The organism is Streptomyces deserti (assembly GCF_054782695.1).
Window position 1 is genome coordinate 17465 of the sequence record NZ_BAAGRZ010000015.1, and the last position, 20770, is coordinate 38234.

The 20770-nt window shown below is 72.7% G+C and carries 16 protein-coding genes, 5 tRNA genes and 1 riboswitch; of the genes, 9 read left to right on the top strand and 12 right to left on the bottom strand.

The window, feature by feature from the left end; translation table 11 throughout:
- The first annotated feature begins 41 nt into the window (after positions 1-41).
- Positions 42-1382: a PrsW family intramembrane metalloprotease gene (locus ACYVMZ_RS23355; protein ID WP_461082729.1), complete on the top strand. Its 1341-nt coding sequence runs from the start codon at positions 42-44 to the stop codon at positions 1380-1382.
- Positions 1383-1414: 32 nt separating this feature from the next.
- Here ACYVMZ_RS23355 and ACYVMZ_RS23360 read toward each other — a convergent pair whose 3' ends face one another.
- From ACYVMZ_RS23360 to ACYVMZ_RS23375, 4 genes are all read right to left on the bottom strand, one after another.
- On the bottom strand, positions 1415-2359 hold the full coding sequence (locus ACYVMZ_RS23360; protein ID WP_461082731.1) for an aldo/keto reductase: 945 nt from the start codon (positions 2357-2359) through the stop codon (positions 1415-1417).
- 126 nt (positions 2360-2485) lie between these two features.
- Positions 2486-3514: a M23 family metallopeptidase gene (locus tag ACYVMZ_RS23365; RefSeq protein WP_461082733.1), complete on the bottom strand. Its 1029-nt coding sequence runs from the start codon at positions 3512-3514 to the stop codon at positions 2486-2488.
- Between the two features lie 12 nt (positions 3515-3526).
- Positions 3527-3684, bottom strand: a riboswitch (cyclic di-AMP (ydaO/yuaA leader).
- 355 nt (positions 3685-4039) lie between these two features.
- Positions 4040-4113: transfer RNA gene (locus ACYVMZ_RS23370), tRNA-Met, on the bottom strand.
- A 100-nt stretch (positions 4114-4213) separates the two neighbouring features.
- The gene (locus ACYVMZ_RS23375) at positions 4214-5359 is read right to left on the bottom strand and encodes a dihydrofolate reductase family protein (protein WP_461082735.1); all 1146 of its coding nucleotides are present in this window, start codon (positions 5357-5359) and stop codon (positions 4214-4216) included.
- Positions 5360-5427: 68 nt separating this feature from the next.
- Here ACYVMZ_RS23375 and ACYVMZ_RS23380 point away from each other — a divergent pair, with 68 nt between their 5' ends.
- From ACYVMZ_RS23380 to ACYVMZ_RS23390, 3 genes are all read left to right on the top strand, one after another.
- Positions 5428-5937, top strand: a complete 510-nt coding sequence (locus ACYVMZ_RS23380; RefSeq protein WP_461082737.1) for a MarR family winged helix-turn-helix transcriptional regulator — start codon at positions 5428-5430, stop codon at positions 5935-5937.
- A 166-nt stretch (positions 5938-6103) separates the two neighbouring features.
- Positions 6104-6784, top strand: coding sequence for a GTP cyclohydrolase II (locus ACYVMZ_RS23385; RefSeq protein ID WP_461082739.1), 681 nt, complete (start codon positions 6104-6106; stop codon positions 6782-6784).
- 92 nt (positions 6785-6876) lie between these two features.
- Entirely contained in the window at positions 6877-7329 is a 453-nt protein-coding gene (locus ACYVMZ_RS23390; protein ID WP_461082741.1) for an HIT family protein, read from the top strand.
- Positions 7330-7480: 151 nt separating this feature from the next.
- Here ACYVMZ_RS23390 and ACYVMZ_RS23395 read toward each other — a convergent pair whose 3' ends face one another.
- The 6 genes from ACYVMZ_RS23395 to ACYVMZ_RS23420 form a co-directional block, all read right to left on the bottom strand.
- Entirely contained in the window at positions 7481-7933 is a 453-nt protein-coding gene (locus ACYVMZ_RS23395; RefSeq protein WP_461082743.1) for a hypothetical protein, read from the bottom strand.
- A gap of 149 nt (positions 7934-8082) precedes the next feature.
- Positions 8083-8155: transfer RNA gene (locus ACYVMZ_RS23400), tRNA-Lys, on the bottom strand.
- Positions 8118-8768, bottom strand: coding sequence for a FlgD immunoglobulin-like domain containing protein (locus ACYVMZ_RS23405; RefSeq protein WP_461082990.1), 651 nt, complete (start codon positions 8766-8768; stop codon positions 8118-8120). Before ACYVMZ_RS23405 ends, ACYVMZ_RS23400 begins: the two co-directional genes overlap by 38 nt.
- A gap of 171 nt (positions 8769-8939) precedes the next feature.
- The gene (locus ACYVMZ_RS23410; protein ID WP_461082745.1) at positions 8940-11147 is read right to left on the bottom strand and encodes a DEAD/DEAH box helicase; all 2208 of its coding nucleotides are present in this window, start codon (positions 11145-11147) and stop codon (positions 8940-8942) included.
- 299 nt (positions 11148-11446) lie between these two features.
- Positions 11447-11983: a hypothetical protein gene (locus tag ACYVMZ_RS23415; RefSeq protein WP_461082747.1), complete on the bottom strand. Its 537-nt coding sequence runs from the start codon at positions 11981-11983 to the stop codon at positions 11447-11449.
- 92 nt (positions 11984-12075) lie between these two features.
- Positions 12076-12426 carry a metallopeptidase family protein gene (locus ACYVMZ_RS23420; protein WP_461082749.1) on the bottom strand — a complete coding sequence of 117 codons (351 nt, stop codon included), beginning with the start codon at positions 12424-12426 and terminating at the stop codon, positions 12076-12078.
- 130 nt (positions 12427-12556) lie between these two features.
- Between ACYVMZ_RS23420 and ACYVMZ_RS23425 the strand changes: the two genes are divergently transcribed.
- Positions 12557-14164 (top strand): metallophosphoesterase family protein, encoded by a 1608-nt coding sequence (locus tag ACYVMZ_RS23425; protein ID WP_461082751.1) that lies wholly within the window; start codon positions 12557-12559, stop codon positions 14162-14164.
- An 80-nt stretch (positions 14165-14244) separates the two neighbouring features.
- Positions 14245-14320, top strand: a tRNA-Glu gene (locus ACYVMZ_RS23430).
- A gap of 95 nt (positions 14321-14415) precedes the next feature.
- Here the strand turns inward: ACYVMZ_RS23430 and ACYVMZ_RS23435 are convergent.
- Both ACYVMZ_RS23435 and ACYVMZ_RS23440 read right to left on the bottom strand, forming a co-directional pair.
- Positions 14416-15318: a hypothetical protein gene (locus ACYVMZ_RS23435; RefSeq protein WP_461082753.1), complete on the bottom strand. Its 903-nt coding sequence runs from the start codon at positions 15316-15318 to the stop codon at positions 14416-14418.
- Between the two features lie 36 nt (positions 15319-15354).
- The gene (locus tag ACYVMZ_RS23440) at positions 15355-15741 is read right to left on the bottom strand and encodes a hypothetical protein (protein WP_461082755.1); all 387 of its coding nucleotides are present in this window, start codon (positions 15739-15741) and stop codon (positions 15355-15357) included.
- 81 nt (positions 15742-15822) lie between these two features.
- On the opposite strand from ACYVMZ_RS23440, the gene ACYVMZ_RS23445 reads away from it, so the two are divergent.
- The 3 genes from ACYVMZ_RS23445 (at position 15823) to ACYVMZ_RS23455 (ending at position 20730) form a co-directional block, all read left to right on the top strand.
- The gene (locus tag ACYVMZ_RS23445; protein WP_461082757.1) at positions 15823-20394 is read left to right on the top strand and encodes a CHAT domain-containing protein; all 4572 of its coding nucleotides are present in this window, start codon (positions 15823-15825) and stop codon (positions 20392-20394) included.
- A gap of 163 nt (positions 20395-20557) precedes the next feature.
- Positions 20558-20632 (top strand) — tRNA-Asp (locus tag ACYVMZ_RS23450).
- A gap of 24 nt (positions 20633-20656) precedes the next feature.
- A tRNA-Phe gene (locus ACYVMZ_RS23455) sits at positions 20657-20730 on the top strand.
- Positions 20731-20770: the final 40 nt, after the last annotated feature.

Below are 20770 nucleotides of genomic sequence, written 5' to 3' on the forward strand. Positions count from 1 at the left end.
AGTGCACCCTGCACCCGCACAGTCTCGTTAGGGTCAATGCCGTGGCCACCTGTCCCCCGTACCCGACGTACCCCAGCGGCCCCGCCGGCGGCACACCCGCCCACGGCGCACGGCACGCGCACTGGTGGCAGTGGGCATGGGTGCGCTACGGAGCCCTGAGCACGCTCCTCGCGCTGTCCGGGCTGGTCATCCTCGCCCTGGTCCGCGAGGAGACCGGCACCGAGGGCTTCCTGGTCGGTCTGGGCCTCGCCGTCCTGCCCGTCCCCCTGCTCATAGCCGCCTTCCGGTGGCTGGACCGCGTCGAGCCGGGCCCCTGGCGGAACCTGCTGTTCTCCTTCGCCTGGGGCGCCTGCGCGGCGGCGCTGATAGCCATCGTCGCGAACAGCTTCGCGACCCGGTGGATAGCGACCGCGACAGCGGATCCGTCCAGCGCCGACACCCTCGGCGCGACCGTCATCGCGCCCATCGTCGAGGAGTCCGCGAAGGCCGCCGCCGTCTTACTGGTCTTCCTCTTCCGCCGCCGCGACTTCACCGGGATCCTCGACGGGGTGGTGATAGCCGGGGTCACCGCCACCGGCTTCGCGTTCACCGAGAACATCCTCTACCTGGGCACCGCCTTCGGCACCGACCAGCTCACCGGCGGCCGCGGCATCGCCTCCGTCACGGCGGCGACCTTCTTCGTGCGCATCATCATGTCGCCGTTCGCGCACCCCCTCTTCACCGTCCTCACCGGCATCGGCTTCGGCTTCGCCGCCCTCGCGACGGAGCGGCAGCGCGGCCGGCGCCTCCTCGTCCCGCTCTCCGGCCTGCTGCTCGCGATGGGCATGCACGCCCTGTGGAACGGCTCCTCGGCCCTCGGCGAGTACGGCTTCTTCGCCGTGTACGCGGGCTTCATGGTGCCCATGTTCGGGCTGCTGACCTGGCTGGTGATCTGGACCCGGCAGCGCGAGCTGAGGACCGTACGCGCCGAGCTGCCCGCGTACGCGGTGGCCGGGTGGCTGACACCGGCCGAACCGTTCGCGCTCAGCTCGATGCGGGCGCGGCGGATCGCCCGGCAGTACGCCCGCCGCCACGCGGGGAAGCAGGCGGCCCGGGCGGTGGCGCAGTACGAGGCGTACGCGACCTCGCTGGCGTTCCTGCGGCACCGCGCGCGCCGCGGCCGGACCGGCGCGGACTTCGTCGTACGGGAACGGGAGCTGCTGGACGCGCTGTGGCGGCGCCGCGAGGTGGCGCGCCCCGCGCTGGACCACGCGGCCCGCCGCACGGCCCCGCCCGTACCGGTGGCCGCCCCGCCCTGGCCGGTGTACGGGGTGTACGGGTACGGGTCCGTGTACGGACATCCGGCGGCACCGTATCCCGCGTACAACCCCTACCGGTCGTAGGGGCGCCGCCTACCGATCGATCTACCGGTCGATCAGGCCGAGGCCTCGGTCAGCCTCCCGAGCTCCTCCTCCGTCAGCCGCAGCTCCCCCACCCCCAGCAGGGCCGGCAGCTGCTCCACCGTCCGGGCGGAGGCGATCGGCGCGGCCACCGTCGGCTGGGCCGCCAGCCACGCCAGGGCGACCGTCGCGACGGGGGCGTCGTGGGCCGCGGCGACCTCGTCCAGGACCGTCAGCACCCGCCGCCCCCGTTCGGTCTCCAGGTACTTGGACGCACCGCCCGCCCGGGCGCTGTCCACCGTCGTACCGGGCCGGTACTTGCCGGTGAGGAACCCGGAGGCGAGCGCGTAGTACGGCACGGCCGCCAGGCCGGTCCGCTCGGCGAGGTCCCGCAGTTCACCCTCGTACGTGTCGCGCGAGACCAGGTTGTAGTGGGGCTGGAGCGCCACGTACCGGGCGAGGCCCTCGCGGTCCGAGAAGGCCAGGGACGCCTTCAGCCGCTCGGCGGAGATGTTGGAGGCGGCGATGTGGCGCACCTTCCCCGCCTTCACCAGCTCGTCCAGCGCGCCGATGATCTCCTCCACCGGCACCTCGGGCTGGTCGAAGTGGGTGTAGTAGAGGTCGATGTAGTCGGTGCCGAGGCGGCGCAGGGAGGCGTCGGCCGCCGCCTTGATGGTGGCGGCGGACAGGCCCCGGTACTCGGGGTGCTGGCTGACCTTCGTGGCGATGACGACGTCCGGGCGGTTGCCGCGCGCGGCGAGCCATTTGCCGATGAGGGTCTCGGACTCGCCTCCCTCGTTGCCCTCGGCCCACGCCGAGTACACGTCGGCGGTGTCGACGAAGTTGCCGCCGGCGGCCGTGTAGGCGTCGAGGACGGCGAAGGAGGCCGCCTCGTCGGCGGTCCAGCCGAATACGTTGCCGCCGAGGGCGAGCGGGAAGACCTCGAGGTCGGAGGTGCCGAGCTTGCGAAGAGACGTCATGCTCCTCGTCAACGACCGTGCCGGACGCGCCCATTCCGCACGCCCGGCCAAGGGATCGTAAATCTCAGGAGATCTCAGGTCTCGGAAGACCTCACGCCTCGGAGGATCTCAACGCTCAGGCGGATCTCAGGGGTTGAGGCCCTTGCTCTGCAGCCAGGCCCTCGGGTCGACCCCGTTGGCGGAGCCGTCCGGGTGGACCTCCAGGTGGAGGTGGGCGCCGGTGACGTTGCCGGTGGCGCCGACGCGGCCGATGACGTCGCCGGTGTTGACCTTCTGGCCGACGCTGACGCTGATGGAGGACTGGTGCGCGTACCAGATCTCCGTGCCGTCGTCGAGGGTGAGCACCGTCTTGTAGCCGTAGGACCCGTCCCAGCCGGCCTGGGTGATGGTGCCGCTGTGGACGGCCTTGATGAGCGTGCCCGTGGGCGCCGCGAAGTCGAGGCCGGTGTGGTAGCCGGAGGACCAGTAGGCGCCGGCCTGGCCGAAGGTGGAGGTGATGGTGTACGAGGAGGTCGGCAGCGCGTACTGCCTGGCCAGTTGGGCGAGGCGCTCGGCCTCGGCCTTCTTGCGGGCCTCCTCCTCCGCCTTCGCCTTCGCGGCGGCGGCTTTGGCCTCGGCCTCCTTCTGTGCCTTCTCGGCCGCTTCCTTGGCGGCCTTCTCGGCGGCGGCCGCGGCCTCGGCGGCGGCCTTGCTCTCGACCTGCTGCTGCTGCCGCTCGGCCTGGGCCATGATCCGGGCGCGCAGCGCCTCACCGGCGCCGGCGGCGCCCTGCTCGGTGTCGGCGGAGGTCACGCCGATGTCGCTGAGCGGGGTGGCGGAGCCCTCCGGGGTTTCCTCGTCGGAGATGAGGGCACCCACATTGGGGAGGTCGGGCATGGAGATCGACACCGGCGGCTTGCCGGTCTGGGCGCTGGCCATGCCGCCCGCGCCGACGGCGGCTATGACACCGACGCCGAGCACGGTGGAGCTGCGGGCGAGTCCGCCGCGCTGCTTGGTGACGCGATGCCGGCCGCGTACGGGTCGGATGGACTCCTCGGTGGGGTTCCACTCCTGGAACGGGCCCTCGTCGGTGCGGTAACCGTCGTAGCCGAAGGTGTCGGTACTGCGCTGGCTCGGCACGAACGGGGCCTCGGGGGCAGGCCGGTTGGACGCCACGTAGGCGTACTCCTTTCCTTCCGTCTCCGCCTACCGGGTTAGCTGACGGGTTCGGAGCGGGAAGGTCTCCTACGCGCGTATACCGGCCGTGCTTCCACGGCGGCATCCGCTCGATTCACCCCAAGGTGGTGGTTCCCCGGTTCCCTCGCGGGATTCGGCGCGTGCGCACGGAGCCGTCTCCTGTGACGGCTGGGACGACCGCGCTGCGTTATCGAACGTTAATAGACGCGGGGTGTGGATTCCAAGCTGTTCCTCTTGATCATTAACGATTTTCGCGCGGACTTACCTGCCAGGAACGGTGAAAAACGGGCGAGTTGACCCCGTCTCATGTGGCCAGTGTTACCTGACGGCGTATCAGTTGTTATGCGGACCGAGGCGGTTCGCTCACGTCACGTGACAATGATCATTGCCCGCCCTCAGAGACCCACAGGGACGATGACTGATCCCTCAGGGACGATGACGGATGGGGACGGGCGGGAAACACTCAGGGCCGGAACTCCATGAGTTCCGGCCCTGAGCCTTGAGTAGCGGGGACAGGATTTGAACCTGCGACCTCTGGGTTATGAGCCCAGCGAGCTACCGAGCTGCTCCACCCCGCGTCGGTGTGTCACCAGTGTACGCCATCCGCGGGACGGTGAGCACACACATACCCGTCCACCGCCCTTCACCGGCGGTTTTCCGGTCCGGAGCCAGGCGTTTTCAGACGGCCGGGGGGCCGGTCAGCAGGTGGCGGTTCGGGGCCTTGGCCCGCTCCTCGTGCTCCGGGAGGACGACGACCTCGGCACCTGCGGCGGCCAGCAGACCGCTCCCGTCGGCCCCCGCCACGAACGTGTCCGGCTCACGCCAGGCCGTGACGACCCGGCGCACTCCGGCGTCCAGGATCAGCCGGGCGCAGGGCGCGGGCCGGGAGGCCCGGCGGGCGCAGGGCTCCAGGCTGCTGTAGACCGTCGCGGTGGCCAGGCGCGGGTCGGTCGGGTCGGTCTTGGCGAGCGCCGCCTCCTCCGCGTGCACGACCGGATCGCCGCCCTCCCGGGAGTACCCCCGGGCCAGCTCCGTACCGTCGGCCGCCACGACCACCGCTCCCACACTGAACGCGGTCCGCGACGGCGGGCACTGCGCCGCCAGGTCGCAGGCGAGGGCCAGCCAGTGGTGGTCGGCGGCGGAGGGCAGCCGTCCGGTGCCCGGAGCCGTCGGCACGTAGCGCATGAGGACGACGTCGCCGATCGGGCGGGTCTCCAGCAGGCGCAGCCGGCCCGCCTGGTAGCCGCCGGGGCCGAAGAGGCGGGGTGCGTCCGGGTCGCCCACGAAGAGCGGGGCGAGGACGAGCTGCAGTTCGTCGGCGAGGCCCTGGGTGAGCAGCTGGGTGTGGATCTGCCCGCCGCCCTCGACCATGAGCCGCCGTACGCCCCGTACGTCGTGCAGGTGCGCAAGGAGCCGACGCCAGTCCAGCTCGGTGCCGAGCGGGACGACGTCGGCCGCGATGCCGAGGGCGCGGGCCCGTTCGGCGCCCTTGTCCGTCGTGTAGAGGACCTTCTCGCCGCCCGTGTGCCAGAAGTTGGCCGTCGGGTCCAGGTCGCCGGAGCCGCTGACGGTGACCTTGAGGGGGTACTCGGGCCTGCCCTCGGCGCGGCGGGCGGCGCGCCGCTCGGGCGAGTTGACCAGCAGCCGGGGGTTGTCCGCGCGGATGGTGCCGGCGCCCACCAGGATCGCGTCGACGGACGCCCGCACCTCGTCGACCCGGTCGAAGTCGGCCGGGCTGGACAGCAGCAGGCGCTCGGGGCCGGTGTCGTCCAGGTAGCCGTCGAGGGAGACGGCGGCGGACAGCAGGACGTACGGGTGGGGCATCGGCGCTTCCCGGTGGGTCGTGAGCGGGCAGACTTGGTTCAAGTTTGAAACAAACTTACACTGGCGGCATGACGACCCGCTGGCTCACCCCCGAGGAGCAGCGCGCCTGGCGCGCGTACCTCGCCGCCACACTGCTCCTGGAGGATGCGATCGACCGGCAGCTCCAGCAGGACGCCGGCATGCCGCACCTGTACTACTCCATCCTGGCCGTCCTCTCGGAGGCCCCGGAGCGGCGGCTGCGCATGACCGGCCTGGCCGAGCAGCTGAAGATCACGCGTAGCCGGCTGACGTACGCGGTGACGCGCCTGGAGAAGGACGGCATGGTGCGGCGCGAGGCCTGCGGCTGGGACAAGCGCGGCAGCATCGCCGCCCTGACCGACGAGGGCCTGGCGGTGCTGGAGCGCGCGGCGCCCGGGCATGTCGAGACCGTACGGACCTCCCTGTTCGACCACCTCACCGAGGAGCAGGTCGGGCAGCTGGAGGAGATCTGCACCGGGGTGGCGCGGGCGCTGCAGGAGGACGGGGCGGCGCCCGACGAGGTGCCTTGGCGCCGCCGGTCGTCACCGTCCTGCTCGTGACCCCGTCACGTCAGCCATGCCCCCCACAGGGTTGCTTTAACTTTAAAGCACAGGATAGAGTCCGGGACCGTGGGACTGCTTCAAAACTGAAGCAGATGGCTGTGCGGCCGGGGCGAGCGGACCGGCCGTGCCGCCGCACAGGAACGAACGGAACCCGGAGGCCCGCATGCCCGACTTCCCCGCCGCCACCCCGCGTGCCCGTGTCCGGGTCCCGCTGCGCTTCCACGACGGCTACCGCGTCGACGCCGACCTGGTCACCTTCCACGGGCTGGCCGACGGCCGGGAACACGTGGCCGTCGTCCTGGGCGACCCGGGTCCGGTCCCCCTCGTACGGTTGCACTCCGAGTGCCTGACCGGGGACCTGTTCGGCTCGGCCCGCTGCGACTGCGGCCCGCAGCTGCGCGAGGCCGTCAAGCGCATCGCCGACCGCGGCGGGGTCCTGCTCTACCTCCGCCAGGAGGGCCGTGGCATCGGCCTCTACAACAAGCTCGACGCGTACGCCCTCCAGGACCAGGGCCTGGACACGTACGAGGCGAACGCGGCGCTCGGCCTGCCGGAGGACGCCCGCGACTACACGGCGGCGGCACAGATGCTGCGCGCCCTGGGGATCCGTGACCTGGATCTGCTGTCCAACAACCCCGACAAGGCCGACCAGTTGCGCACCCTGGGCCTCGCCGTCCGCGACCGCGTCCCCACGGGCGTCTTCACCACCGCGCACAACGTCCGCTACCTGCGCGCGAAAGTGCTCCAGACTCAGCACACGCTGCCGTTGGCGGAACTGGCGGAGCGGACGGACCTGACGGACTTGAAGGAGCTGACGGACCTGACGGAGCGGACGGCGGGCTGAACCCCGGGGTGGGCGAGGCGGATGTGCGTGCCGGAGCGGCGTGGAACAGGCACGATCCGGGGTACGCAGGCCGAGTGTTCGAGGAGGACCCGATGGACGACAACGCCGACTCCGCCGACTGCGCCTTCTGTGAGATCGTCGCCGGCCCGGGCTGGGCACGCGTGGTCTTCGAGGACGAACACACGGTGGCGTTCTTCCCCCTGGCCCCGGCGACGCGGGGGCACACCCTGGTCGTGCCCCGCGCGCACTCCTCGGACCTGTGGGCGATGGACGATGCCGCCGTGCAGCGATTGACGCGGGCCGTGCTGACGGTCGGCAGGGCGCTGCGTGCGGTCCTCGAACCCGACGGCATCAACATCATCAACTCGGCGGGGGCGGCGGCCTCGCAGACCGTTCTCCACACCCATGTCCACCTGGTGCCGCGCTGGCCGGGGGATCCGATGGGCCGTATCTGGCCGCCGCGCGAAGCGGCGTTCGAGGACGAGGCGGCGCTGGACGAGATGGCCCGCCGGATCTCGGCGGAGGTCGGTCGGCCGGCGCCGTGATCAGGAAGCCGCGGTCGGAGGATCGTGGCCGGGGCGCAAGTAGCGGCCGTAGTCAGAGGACCGTAGTTCGGAGCACCGCGGTCAGAGGACCTGGTCCAGACGACCTGCTCAGACGACCTGGCCGGAAGACCTGCTCACAAGCAGGACCTGCTCAGAGCGCGATGACGATGATCGAGAGGTCGGCCACGAGGAGCGCGCCGTGGAACAGCACCACCGTCTTCGACAGCAGCGACTGCCGCCAGGACGTGCCCGCCAGGTACGGCCCGACGTTCATGGACATCACCTCGACCGTGCTGTCGGGCCGGCGCACGTCGTCGTAGAGCTTGCGGAACAGCCGCTCCTGCTGCAGGAAATACCCGTCGAGGGCCCAGAAGCAGAGCAGCGGCACCACACCGGCGGTGGCGATCTGCCAGCTCAACCGACTGGCCGACACGGCGAGAAGCCCCGCCGCCAGGGTCAGCACCCAGCCCTTGATGAGAAACGAGTTGGTGCCCATACGGGTGATGACCGCCTGGATGAACTCCAGGTGCTTGACGCGGTCACCGTCGAGGGGCACCCGGTCACCACCGCCCCGGGCGTCCGACCCATCGCTCAGCGCGGTCATACGGCACGGCCCCCCTCCGCGAACTGCAGTTCGTTGATCGTATCGGCGAAGGGGACGGCCCGTCACGGGGGCACCTGCTCAAGACAGGCGTAAGCCCCAGGACACACGTAAGCCCCAGGTCAGACACCCGCCGACCTGGGGCTTTCCGGTAGGCCCTGTGGGACTCGAACCCACAACCAATGGATTAAAAGTCCACTGCTCTGCCAATTGAGCTAAGGGCCCAGGTGATGTTGCCTACCCGAGCATAGCCGGATGTAGCCGTGTCTCCGATCGGGTATCGGGACGCGACCGCGGATGCGCCCTCATGCCCCGGCGTTTCTCGCGCCGGGACATGACATGGGTCACAGGGCGGCCGGGGAGGGCCCTTGCTGGAACAGGCCCTTGTAGCGCTGCCAGCCCGTGAGGTCAGCAGGTCGCCGGTGCCGTCGGGCAGGCCCCGCGGGCCCACGTGGTCGTGGCGCACCGGGCTGCCGTGCAGCAGCCGTACCGAGCCGCGCACCTCCAGGGGCCCGCCGACGCCGTCCGCGGGGGTGACGGGCAGCGTCCAGTCGTACGGGCCGCTCGGCAGCGCCGTCCCCGCCGGCGTCCGGCCGCTCCACCTGATGCCGAGCTCGCCCCGCGCCGCCCCGCCCTCCCGGGTGTCGACGACCTTGCCGGTCGCCTTGCTGCGCACGGTCAGCCGCCAGCTCGCCGACGGCTTGGACAGCAGCACGGTGGCCAGGGTGCCGGGGGTCTGGTCGATCTCCCCGGACCGGCATGACAAATCAAGGCGATCCTCCCCGGAAGAACGAGGGAGACGCCGCCGCTTCAGACACCGCAGCCCCCGCCGACACATCCCCCTCAAAGCCGCCTGACCCTACAAGCTGCTTCGTCAGTGGGGCGGGCCGCATATGACAAGCGCCGTGGCCCCACCAAGGAACGGTGGGGCCACGGCGCTCAGTTCTTACCGGTGTTACCGCTCTTACCGGTGTTACCGGTGTTACCGGTGTTACCGGTGTTACCGGTGTCAGCCGTTGCGCTTCCAGCGCGGCTTGTCCTCGCGGCGGCCGAAGGAACCGGTGCCCGTGCCGGTGCCGGTGCTGCGGTGGTCGTCACGGCGGCCGTAGGGACGCTCGTGGCCGCCGGTGCGGAAGCCGGGGCGGTCGCCCTGGCGGTCGCGGTTGAACGGGCGGTCGCTGCCGCGGTGCCCGCCACGCTCGTCCCGGCGGAAGCCGCCGCGGTCACGGTCGCGGTTGAACCCGCCCCGGTCGTCCCGGCGTTCGAACGAACGGCCGCCACGGTCGTCACGGCGCTCGAAGGAACGCCCACCGCGGTCACCCCGGTCGCCCCGGTCGTCGCGGCGGAAGCCACCACGGTCACCGCCGCGGTCACTGCCACGGTCGTCCCGGCGGAAGCCCCGGTCGTTGTCACGGCGCTCGAAGCCACGGTCGCGGTCGAAGGAACGCCCGCCACGGTCGCCACGGTCGCCCCGGTCGTCGCGGCGGAAGCCACCACGGTCACCGCCCCGGTCACCGTCCCGGCGGTCGAACCCGCGGTCACGGTCACGGTCCCGGTTGAACCCGCCCCGGTCGTCACGGCGCTCGAAGGACCGCCCGCCACGGTCACGGTCGAAGGACCGCTCCGGCCGCTCCCGGCCGAACCCGCCCCGCTCGTCCCGCCGTTCGCGCCGCTCGTCCCGCCGGTCGTACGACGCCGAAGCCTCCGTACGCTCCTCGCGCCCGCCCGACTCGACGGCAGGCGCGGCCGACTGCGCCGGCACCGCGACCTCGACGCCGGCCACGGCCTCGGCCGGCTCCCCGGCCACCGCCTCGACGTCCACGCCCTGTTCGCGCGCGACCCGGGCGAGCAGCCGGTCGGCCTCCTCGCGCAGCTCGGCCGCGCGCCGCTGGGCCCGCTCCAGCTCCTTGGCGAGCTGGGCGACCTCGCGCTCGGCCTGCTGCGCCGCGTTGCCCACGGACTCGGCCTGGACCTCGGTCATCGACCGGGCGCCGGTGATCTCGGCGACCTCCGGGTCGAAGGCCGCGCCGCCCTGGATGATGTGGCGCGTGGCGTCGACGCCCGCGTCCTCCATCAGCCGGAAGATCTGGCGCCGCTGGTGCGGCAGGGAGAGGGAGACGACGGTGCCCGTGCGGCCCGCACGCGCCGTACGGCCGGCCCGGTGCAGGTAGTCCTTGTGGTCGCCGGCCGGGTCGACGTTCAGGACCAGGTCGATCCCGTCCACGTGAATACCGCGCGCGGCGACATCCGTCGCGACGAGCACGTTCACGTACCCGTCCTTGAAGTCGGCCAGCGTGCGCGTCCGCGCGCCCTGGGTCATGCCGCCGTGCAGCGCCTCGGCCGTGACACCGGCCTCGCGCAGCTGGTCGGCGATGCGGTCGGCACCGAGCTGGGTGCGCACGAAGATGATCGTCCGGCCCTTGCGGGAGGCGATCGCGGCCGTCACCGGCGCCTTGTCCTTGGGCTTCACGATCAGGATGTGGTGCGACATGGTCGTCACCGCGCCCTGCGCCGCGTCGACCTCGTGGTGGACGGGCTCGTTGAGGTAGCGGTCGACGAGGGTTTTGATCTCGTTCTCCATGGTCGCGGAGAACAGCATCCGCTGGCCGCCCGCCGGCACCTGGTCGAGCAGCTCCGTCACCTCGGGCAGGAAGCCCAGGTCGGACATCTGGTCGGCCTCGTCGAGGACGGCGATCTCCACGTTCTGCAGGGAGCAGGCGCCGCGGTTGATGATGTCGCGCAGCCGGCCCGGGGTGGCGACCAGCACGTCGACGCCCTTCTCCAGGGCGTAGATCTGGTTGCCCATGGAGGTGCCGCCGCAGACGACCTTCATCTTCAGGCCGAGGACGTCGCCGTACGGCTGGAGCGCGTCGGCGACCTGCATGGCGAGCTCACGCGTCGGCGTGAGGATGACGGCCCGCGGCTTGTGCTTCTCGGTCCGGCCGCCGGCGAGCTGGGCCAGGGTCGGCAGACCGAAGGAGAGGGTCTTGCCGGAGCCGGTGCGGCCACGGCCGAGGATGTCCTTGCCGGCCAGGGCGTCCGGGATGGTCGCGGCCTGGATCGGGAAGGGGGTGGTCACGCCGTTCTGCGCGAGCTTGCGCACGACGCCCTCGGGCAGTCCGAGGTCCGCGAACGTGAGCTCGGGGGCCTCGGGGGTGCTGGGGGTGTCCTCGGTGCTCTCGGGCACGACGACGTGATCAGTACTGATGATGGACATGCGAATGCGAAACCTTCCGGAGTCGTCTCGTCGGCACGCGCCCGTCAACTCCGTGATTCGCGATTCGCAATTACGACCGCCTCGATGCGGTCCACCACGGCAAAGGAGAGTACGCGCCACACGGCGCGCTCTGCGTTGGCGCCGGGCAAATAGGATCAAACGATCTGCCACCATACGCACCTCGGGTCCCCGAAGGCAAACCGAGCCGCAGGACAGCAGTTGGAACAGTCTCCCACACGAACGGCCCCGGCCGCCCACGTATTCCTGCGCAGGAGACCCACCTCACCTGTACTCCGTTCCTACGCCGGAGAGCCCGCCTCGGGCGCCGGCTCGCGCTGGACCATCTGCGGCTGGGGCGGCTCGTGCGCCGACGACGACGGCTCGGGCGCGGTCGGCTCCGGCGTGGCGGACGGCTCGGGCGGCGTGGGCGTGGGCTCGGGCTCGGCCGTCCGGGTGGGGCTCGGCGGGGCGGGCCGCTCGGGGGGCGGCCCGAAGGGCCTGTCCGGCTTGTCGTCGGCGGGCGCGGACCCGCCGGCGACGGCGGACGGCGACGCCCCGGGAGCCGCCGGCCGCCCCTTCCCGCCCTTGCCCTTCCCGCCCTTGCGCTTGTCCTTGCCGTGCCCGTGCTCGCCGTCGGCCGCCGCCGTGTCGTATCCGGCAGCGCCGCCGGACACCGCCGACCCGCCGTCCGGCGCCTTCCCGCCCCGCTGCCCGGCGGAGTGCGACGGCCTGGCGTTCCCGCCGGCGCCGTCGTCGCCCACGCTCATGCAGCCGGCGGCAGCGGCGACGGCGACGACCGTGGCGGCCAGGCGGACGGGTACGTACAAGGGGCGCACGGGGCCACCTCCGGGGCGAGTGATGAGTCAACGTGCCCAACTCCCGCCGCCAACAAGAGGACACGCGCCCCGTTCATCCCCCTCGAAAGGCCTCAGCCGTAGCCCAGCGCGTGCAGCCGGGCGTCGTCGATGCCGAAGTGGTGCGCGATCTCGTGCACCACCGTGATCTCCGTCTCGGCGACGACGTCCTCCCGCGTCTCGCACATCCGCAGGGTCGGCCCCCGGTAGATGGTGATCCGGTCCGGCAGCACACCGGCGTACCACTCGCCGCGGTCGGTCAGCGGGGTCCCCTCGTACAGCCCGAGCAGCTCGGGATCGTCCGCGGGCGGTTCGTCCTCGACGAACACCGCGACGTTGTCCATCAGTCGCGTCAGCTCCGGCGGGATCCGGTCGAGCGCCTCGGCGACCAGTTCCTCGAACTCCTCGCGCGTCATCTCCAGCACAGGCCCATTGTCGGGTACGACACTCCCCTACGGCACAGCCGTACGAGGTCACGAGGGTCGTGGCCGGCCCGCATACCCGGCCCCGGACTTGGGCATACGGGACCAATGTGCCCGCGTCCCCGCCGCAGTGATGACCGTCATGAACGTCCCGAACCGCATCCGTAGGGTCCCGCGCGCCCTCGCCCGCCACTACCGCTCCCGTCAGGCACCGACGACGATCGAGCTGGTGCCGCAGCCGCACCCGTGGGTCCGCGCCCTCGGCCTCGTCACCGTCGTCCTCGTCGGCGCCTGGCTGGGCCTGCTGATCGTGGGCAACGTGCGGGTCCCGGTCGGGCCCATGGACACCACGATGACGCTGCGCCCCTCCTTCACGGGCGGCACGAAGATCAACGTCTCACCCCTCGGTGCCCTGCGGCTGGACAGCCACATCGCCCCCGTCCGCCTGGACGTGAACGTCGACCAGCTCGACCCGGTCCGCGCCCAGGCCCTCGTCGACCACCCCGAGCGCCTGTCCGGCCTCCAGGACGAGGTCACCCGGGACGTCGGGCACGGCACCCTGGACCTGGCCGTCCGCTCCTGCGTCGCCGTGGTCTCCGGCGCGACCGCCCTCGGCCTCGCCGTCTACCGCCGCCCGCGCCGCGCCCTGGCCGCCGGCGGCCTGGCCCTCGCGCTCCTGGGCGCGTCCGGCGGCACGGCGTACGCCACCTGGCGGCCCGACTCGGTGCTGGAACCGAAGTTCTCCGGACTGCTGTCCTCGGCGCCCTCCCTGGTCGGCGACGCCCGCAGCATCGTCACCGAATTCGACGTCTACCAGAAGGAGTTGGCGCGCCTGGTGACCAACGTGACGAAGCTGTACGACGCCACGTCCACCCTCCCCGCCTACCAGCCCGACCCGACCACCATCCGGGTCCTGCACGTCTCGGACATCCACCTCAACCCGGTGAGCTGGAAGATCATCGCCTCGCTCGTGGAGCAGTACAAGGTGGACGTGATCGTCGACTCCGGCGACACGATGGACCACGGCACGGCCGCCGAGAACGGCTTCCTCGACCCCATCGAGGACCTGGGCGCCCCGTACGTGTGGGTGCGCGGCAACCACGACTCGATGATCACCCAGCGCTACATGGAGGGCCTGAAGAACGTGCACGTCCTGGACCACGGCCGGGCGAGGACGGTCGCGGGCCTGCGCTTCGCCGGTATCGGGGACCCGCAGTTCACCCCCGACCGGTCGAAGAGGCCCGGTGCCGAGCAGTCGCAGGAGCTGGCGGGCGCCCGCCTGGCCTCGGCGCTGCGCGACCAGCGGGCCGCCGGCACCCCGGTGGACGTGGCCATCGCCCACGAGCCCTCGGCGGCCCGGCAGGTCGACGGGGAGGTGCCGCTGGTGCTGGCCGGCCACGTCCACCGCGAGAAGACGGAGGTCATGAAGTACGGCACCCGGCTGCGCATCGAGGGCTCCACGGGCGGCAGCGGGCTGCGCGCGATCGAGGGCAAGTACCCGGATCCGATCGAGGCGTCGATCCTGTACTTCGACCGCGACAACCGGCGCCTGCAGGCCTGGGACGCCATCGAACTGGGCGGGCTCGGTCTGACGACCGCCGAGGTCAGCCGCCATCTCCCGAAGGAGAACCAGCCGGGCGCGACGACCGCCCCGCCGACGCCCTCGACGACCGCCCCGACCGGTGCGCCGAACACGTCTGCGGCCACGCCTCCGGCCACCTCTCCGACCGGTTCTCCGTAAACCGTTTTGGCGATACCTCCCGCCATCCCATATGCTTCTCACGTCCCCGACGCGCTGAGAAGCGCCCAGGCGGGCCGATAGCCCTCATCGTCTAGCGGCCTAGGACGCCGCCCTTTCAAGGCGGTAGCACGGGTTCGAATCCCGTTGGGGGCACCACAGAAGGACGTAGTACGAGCCCACTCCCTTTACGGGGGTGGGTTTTTCGCATGCCCGCACGCATTCCCTCCCGCACGCCCGCACCGCGGGTGCCCTCACGCGTTCTTGCGCAGATGCGCCGTGACCTGTGCCCCGGTCTCCGGGTCGAGGCGTCCCCCCGGTACGTCGAAGCCCAGCTCCAGCGCGAGTACGGTGCCCCGCAGGTCGAACGCGGCCTCGGTGAGATGCGCCAGCGTGTCCACGGCCCCGCGCGTCCGGCGCAGACCGGCCAGGAAGACACCCGCCGCGACGAACAGGGCCGGCCACCACCACAGTCCCGGCAGCACGGCCAGCACCCCCCAGCCCGCCAGGGCGACGGCCGCGTCGAGCTCGGTGCGCGCCGCCCGCAGGGCGTTCTGCTCAGACTCGTTCAGGACCAGCCACAGCCGGGGCCAGGCGAACACCACGTCGAGCCGGTACCAGCCCCAGACCCGGGCGTCGACCGCGCCCAGCCGGTCCCCCGTCCAGGTGGGGTGCGCGGGCGGCCGCAGCGCGATGCCGTTGCGCCGGGCCGCGAGGGCGTCCAGCCGGGCGGCGTCCGCGGCCGGCGGCCGGTCACCGGCCCGCTCCCGCTCCTCCCGGTACGCCCGCTCGGCCGCCGCCCACCGTGCGGCACGGGCCGCCGTCCGCCACCGCGCGAGCCGGCCCAGCCCCGCGGGCCAGGGGTCGAACCACAGCCGCCCGAGAGCCGCGGCGACGCCCTGGGCGGCCAGCCCGGCGGCGGCCGAGAGCACCGGCAGCACCACGATCGCGAGCAGCCACACCGACGAGATGTTCCGGCCGTCCAACGGACCGCCGCGCTCCAGCAGGCCGGAGAGCCGGCCCAGGTCCGCCCAGTGCCTGTGGCCCAGCCGGTACGCCGCCGCCGCGCCCGCCACGTACAGCAGTCCCGGCAGGACCAGCAGCGCCACCCAGCGCTCCACGTACTTGCGGCCCAGCTCGGCCAGCACGGCGTTCATCGGCTCCCGCCCCTCTCCGGCATCCGTGCCCCGCGGTCAGCCGAAGCGCAGCGGGCGGCCGTGCAGGGCGCACATCGGCAGGTCGTCGCCGGGGCGCGGCAGCTCCGCGCGGCGGCAGGTGCCGGCCGGGCAGCGGTAGCGGCCGTAGGCGACGCGTCCCGAGCCGTCCAGGCCGGGCAGGGCGACCAGACCGCCACCGCCGGGCGGCGGCGGGGGCTGCGGCCCGGCCGGCACCTGGCGGGCCGTCCAGGACTCCAGCAGCCCCAGCAGCCCCAGCTCCCGCAGCCGGTCGGTGACCGGTTCGCCGCGCCGGGCCGCCGCCAGGACCTCCTCCAGGCCGGGCCCATCACCGGTCTCCTCGGCGACCGTGCGCAGCGCGGGAAGTTCCCGGCACAGCGCGCCGAGCAGCTCCGCCGTGTCCACGAATCGCTCTCCTCCCCACGGAGTTGATGGACCATCATGATGCCCTGGACCGAACACGGTGGCGGCCGACGGGGGCGGACGATGCGGGACGACAGCGGCTGGGCGCGGGCCGAACTGCTCACCGAACGGCTCGGCCGGCGCCTGGAGTCCTTCTACGGCGAGGGCATCCGGGAGGCGGTGCTGGACCCGGCCGCCCTGACCGAGGCCGACGAGCTGCGGGCCTTCCTGCTGCGCGGGCCGGAGCGGGGCGGCGGACCGCTGTACGTCCTCGACCGGTCCGTGCTGGCCGCCCTCGCCCATCTGCACCACGCCCGGTGCGTGCTCCTGGGACTGGAGACCGAGGCGGGGCGGTCCGAGGCAGAGCTCACGCTGAGGCTGTTCGCCTTGGTCGCCCGGTTCTCCCCGGAGCAGGTGCCCGAAGACCTGCGGGAGACCGTCGCCGCGGTGCCGGCACCACCCGCGGAGGACCCGGAGAGCTTGTCCGTGCGGGCGCTGGAGGTGTTCGGACGCTGGCAGACGGCGGGGGACGGCACCGCGCTGGACGAGGCGATCTGCCTGTGGCGGACGGTGGACGCCCTGCTGCCTGAGTCGCATCCCGAACGCGCCATGCTGCTGTCGAACCTGGGCTGCGCGCTGCGCTTCCGGTACACGGTGCGCCAGACCGGCAGTGACCTGGCGGAGGCGGTCGCCCTGGGCCGGCTGGCGGTGCAGCTGGCCGTGCCCGAGGACCCCAACCGGGGGATGTACCTCGCCAACCTCTCCGGCTCCTTGACCACGCGGTTCTCGGTCTCCGGGGATCCCGCCGACCTGGACGAGGCGATCGAGGCGGGTATGGCGTCCGTACGGGTCACGCCCGAGCCCCAGGCGACGTCCCACTCCACCGTGGGCATCGCCCTGCTGGCGCGGTACGAGCGGACCTCGGCGCCCGCGGACCTGGACGCCGCGGTCGAGGCGTTACGGCTCGCCGTACGCCACGCGGCACCGCAGGACCCGCAGCGGCCGATGTACCTGGCCGGCCTGGGGCGCGCGCTGGACCAGCGGTTCACGCGCCACCGCCGGCAGGCGGACCTCGACGAGGGCATCGACGCGGCACGGCGGGCCGTGGCCGAGTGCCCACCGGGCCGCCCGGGCCGCCACGGCCACCTGGCCGGTCTCAGCGGCATCCTCCGCTCGAAGGCCGACGCGACCGGCGCGGAAGCCGACCTGGACGCCGCCGTGGACACCGCACGGGAGGCGCTCGCGTCCACCCCCGCCGGAAGCCCCGATCGGCCCGACATGATGAACGGCCTGGGCATGGCCCTGCGGCTGAGGTTCACGTGGCTGCACCGGCGGGCGGACATCGACGAGGCCGTGGCCCTGCTGCGGGACACCACCCAGCACGACCCCGCCCCGCCGCACCTCTACAACCTGGGCCGGGTCCTGCTGGCCCGGTACCGGGAGTTCGGGGACCCGGCCGACGTGGACGACGCGATCGCGGCGCTCCGGCGCAGCGCCGGCGCCACCCAGGAGGGCAGCGCCGAACAGGGAGTGCCGCTCACCGTCCTCGGCGAGGCCCTGCTCGCCCGGGCGCAGCGGACCGGGTCGCCGGACGACGCCGAGGAGGCGGTCGCGGTGCTGCGCAGAGCCAGTGGCCTGCTGACCGGCTTCCACCCCACTGCCCGCAGCGGGTGCCTGTCCACGCTGGGACTCGCCTTGAGCCACCGCTTCGACCTCACCATGTCACTGGCCGACTTGGACGAGGCGATCGAGGCGTTCAAGGAAGCGGTCGCTGTCAACCCCAAGGCCCCGGACCGGGTCATCGACGAGTCGCACCTCGGCGGTGTGCTGATGCGGCGGCACGGCCGCACCGGCGATCCCGACGATCTCGCCCAGGCGATGGCCTGGAACCGCCGTGCCCTGGAAGGGATCTCGGGGAAGAGCGACCCGCACGCCGGACAGGTGCTGTTCAACCTCGGCAGCACCCTGCAGAGGGTCTACCAGCAGACCGACGACCTCGCCGCGCTGGAGGAGGCCGTACAGCGGTTCGAGGCCTGTCTACAGGCCGAACGCACCACGGCGTCCAGGCCCCGCTCCGGACCGGACCACGCGAAGACGCTGTCCAACCTGGGCGCGGTACTGCGGGTCCGGGCCGAGCGCCTCGGCACCCGCGCCGACCTGGACCGCTCCGTCGAGCTGAGCCGCCAGGCGGTCACCGCCCTGCCCGCGGACCACCGGGACCGGGCGACCTACCTCTCCAACCTCTGTGCGACGCTGGAGGCCCGCTACGCCTGGTCCGGGTCCCAGGAGGACCTGGCGGAAGCGGTACGAGCGGGCCGGGAGTCGGTCGACACCACCCACGCCGTGGACACCGCCCCGCGCGTCGTCCACCTGACCAACCTGGGCGCCGCCCTGCGCCGCCGGTACGAGTCCTCGGGGGCCCTGGCCGACCTGGACGAGGCCGTCGAGGCACACCGGGCCGCGGTCTCCGCCCTGCCGGACGGGCACCCGGACGGCGCCCTGCACCGGACCAACCTCTCTGCGGCCCTGCTGTCCCGGTACCGGCGGACCGGCTCGGCCGCCGACCTGGACGAGGGGATCGAGACGGCCCGCGCCGCGGCCGACGGCGTCTCCGACGGCCGGCCACAGCTCATGACGTGCCTGAGCAACCTGGCGCTCGCGCTGCGCCGCCGGTACCACAGCACCGGCCGGCGGACCGACGCCGACGAAGCGGTCGAACGCCTGCGGCATGCCGTACGCCTCTGCCCGCCCGGGCACCCGCAGCGGCCGGTCTTCCTGTCCAACCTCTGCATGGTGCTCATCGCCCGCTGCGGCGACGGAAACCCCCGGGCCGCCACCGCCGCGGACGCCGATGACGTCGCGGAGGCCGCACAGGCCGCCCGCGCGGCGCTCCGGGCCGTCCCGGAAAACCATCCACAGCGCGCGACCTGCCTGAACAACCTCGCCTCGGCGCTGGCCATCCGCTCACGCCTGGACGGGGACCGGGACGACCTGCTCATGGCGTACGACGTGTACCGCGAGGCCACCGGTATCGCCACGGCCCCGGCCGCCACCCGGTTCAGGGCCGCGCGCACCTGGGCCGAGTCGGCCACCCGCGCCGGAGACTGGAACCAGGCCCTGGACGCCCACCGGGCCGCCCTCGCCGAGCTGCCGCTGCTGGCCTGGCACGGCCTGGACCGCGGGGACCGGCTCGACGCGCTCGGCCTGGCGGTCGGTCTGGCCGGCAGGGCGGCCGCCGTGGCCCTGAACGCCGGGCGCCCCCAGGAAGCCCTGCGGCTGCTGGAACAGGGCCGGGGCGTGCTCCTGGCGCAGGCGCTGGACGCCCGCGACGACATGACGGACCTCCGGGCACGGGCCCCGCACCTGGCCGACCGCATCCAGGAGATCCGCGCGCTGCTGGAGAGTCCCGCCCCGGACCCGGACCCGATGACCGCGGCGGCCCCCGCACGCCTCCTGCGCGAGCAGCGGACAGCGGCCGAGCAGCGCCAAGAACTGGCCCGGGAGATGGACGAGTTGGTCAGCCGGGCGCGCGAGCTGCCCGGGCTGGAGGACTTCCTGCGACCGCCCTCGGTCGAACGGCTGCGGGCCGCCGCCGCGCACGGCCCCGTGGTGGTCGTGAACACGAGCACCCTGCGCTGTGACGCACTCGTCCTCACCCGGGAAGACCTGCATGTCGTTCCGCTCCCCGGCCTCCGTCTGGCGGGCGAGGACGGCCTGTTGGAGCGGGCCGACGCCCTGCTGACCGCGCTGTCCTCGGCCGGCGGCTCCCCCGCCGACGCCTGGCGGGCCCAGCGCATCCTGGTCCGGACCCTGGCCTGGCTCTGGGACGTGGTGGCGGAACCCGTCCTGGCCGTGCTGGAGGAACCCCCGGGATCACGCCTGTGGTGGTGCTCCACCGGCCTGCTCTCCCTCCTCCCGCTGCACGCGGCCGGCCACTACGGCCCCACGAGCGACGGATCACGGGCCCTGCCCGACCGCTACGTCTGCTCGTACACGACGACGGTCCGGGCCCTGGCCACCCAGTCCGCGAACCGGCACCCCGTCCCGGCCGGCAGGACCCGCATGCTCGCCGTCGACGAATCCGACACCCCCGGCCTGCCACCCCTGCCGCACGCCCGGCAGGAGGTACGCACACTGGCGAAGCAGCTACCGGGGACCACGGTCCTGGCCGGTCCCCAGGCCTCCCGCGCGGCCCTGCTGCACGCGCTCCCCGGCCACGCCTTCCTGCACTTCTCCGGCCACGGCACCCAGGACCCGACCGACTCGGCCGGCGGCGCCCTGTACCTGCACGACCACCAGCAGGCCGGACCGCTGACCGTCGCGGACATCTCCCGGCTCCGGCTCGCTGACGCGCGGCTGGCGTTCCTGTCCGCCTGCGAGACCGCACGAGGCACCGCCGCGCTGCCCGACGAGGCGGTCCACCTGGCCGGCGCCCTGCAGCTGGCGGGCTTCACCCACGTGGTGGCCGCCCAGTGGGCGGTCGACGACGCCTGCGCCCTCCGCGTGGCCGAGGCCTTCTACACCGGCCTCGGAACCCCCGCCCAGCCCCTCGACCCGGACCGCGCCGCCCACGCCCTGCACGACGCCGTCCACCAGCTGCGCCGCCGCAACGCCGACCCGCTGTGGTGGGCGGCCTACGTCCACACCGGCCCCTGAGTAATCGGTTCGGGGCACCATCCACGCTCTGATATGCTGATCCAGCGACATCGGGCACCAACAAAGTGCAGGTCAGCCAGCCGGATCCAGCATCCGGCGGTTTTCTTCCACTCGTTTTGGAGACCCACATCGCCGTGTGCGACACTGTCGTACGCAACAGCTTGGTCCTGTGGAGCAGTTTGGAGTGCTCGCCACCCTGTCAAGGTGGAGGCCGCGGGTTCAAATCCCGTCAGGACCGCTGAGGTTTCACGTGAAACCTCGTGGCTGGGTAGCTCAGTTGGTACGAGCGTCCGCCTGAAAAGCGGAAGGTCGCCGGTTCGACCCCGGCCCCAGCCACAACGACCCCCGTCGAGATCATCGACGGGGGTTTCGCGTT

What these genes read in the sequence shown, in the direction of transcription:
- ACYVMZ_RS23405 (WP_461082990.1), bottom strand. Translation starts at nt 8,768, where the DNA reads ATGTGTCGGCGGGGGCTGCGGTGTCTGAAGCGGCGGCGTCTCCCTCGT.
- ACYVMZ_RS23375 (WP_461082735.1), bottom strand. Translation starts at nt 5,359, where the DNA reads ATGCCCCACCCGTACGTCCTGCTGTCCGCCGCCGTCTCCCTCGACGGC.
- ACYVMZ_RS23425 (WP_461082751.1), top strand. Translation starts at nt 12,557, where the DNA reads ATGACCGTCATGAACGTCCCGAACCGCATCCGTAGGGTCCCGCGCGCC.
- ACYVMZ_RS23445 (WP_461082757.1), top strand. Translation starts at nt 15,823, where the DNA reads ATGCGGGACGACAGCGGCTGGGCGCGGGCCGAACTGCTCACCGAACGG.
- ACYVMZ_RS23380 (WP_461082737.1), top strand. Translation starts at nt 5,428, where the DNA reads ATGACGACCCGCTGGCTCACCCCCGAGGAGCAGCGCGCCTGGCGCGCG.
- ACYVMZ_RS23395 (WP_461082743.1), bottom strand. Translation starts at nt 7,933, where the DNA reads ATGACCGCGCTGAGCGATGGGTCGGACGCCCGGGGCGGTGGTGACCGG.
- ACYVMZ_RS23390 (WP_461082741.1), top strand. Translation starts at nt 6,877, where the DNA reads ATGGACGACAACGCCGACTCCGCCGACTGCGCCTTCTGTGAGATCGTC.
- ACYVMZ_RS23435 (WP_461082753.1), bottom strand. Translation starts at nt 15,318, where the DNA reads ATGAACGCCGTGCTGGCCGAGCTGGGCCGCAAGTACGTGGAGCGCTGG.
- ACYVMZ_RS23385 (WP_461082739.1), top strand. Translation starts at nt 6,104, where the DNA reads ATGCCCGACTTCCCCGCCGCCACCCCGCGTGCCCGTGTCCGGGTCCCG.
- ACYVMZ_RS23410 (WP_461082745.1), bottom strand. Translation starts at nt 11,147, where the DNA reads ATGTCCATCATCAGTACTGATCACGTCGTCGTGCCCGAGAGCACCGAG.
- ACYVMZ_RS23360 (WP_461082731.1), bottom strand. Translation starts at nt 2,359, where the DNA reads ATGACGTCTCTTCGCAAGCTCGGCACCTCCGACCTCGAGGTCTTCCCG.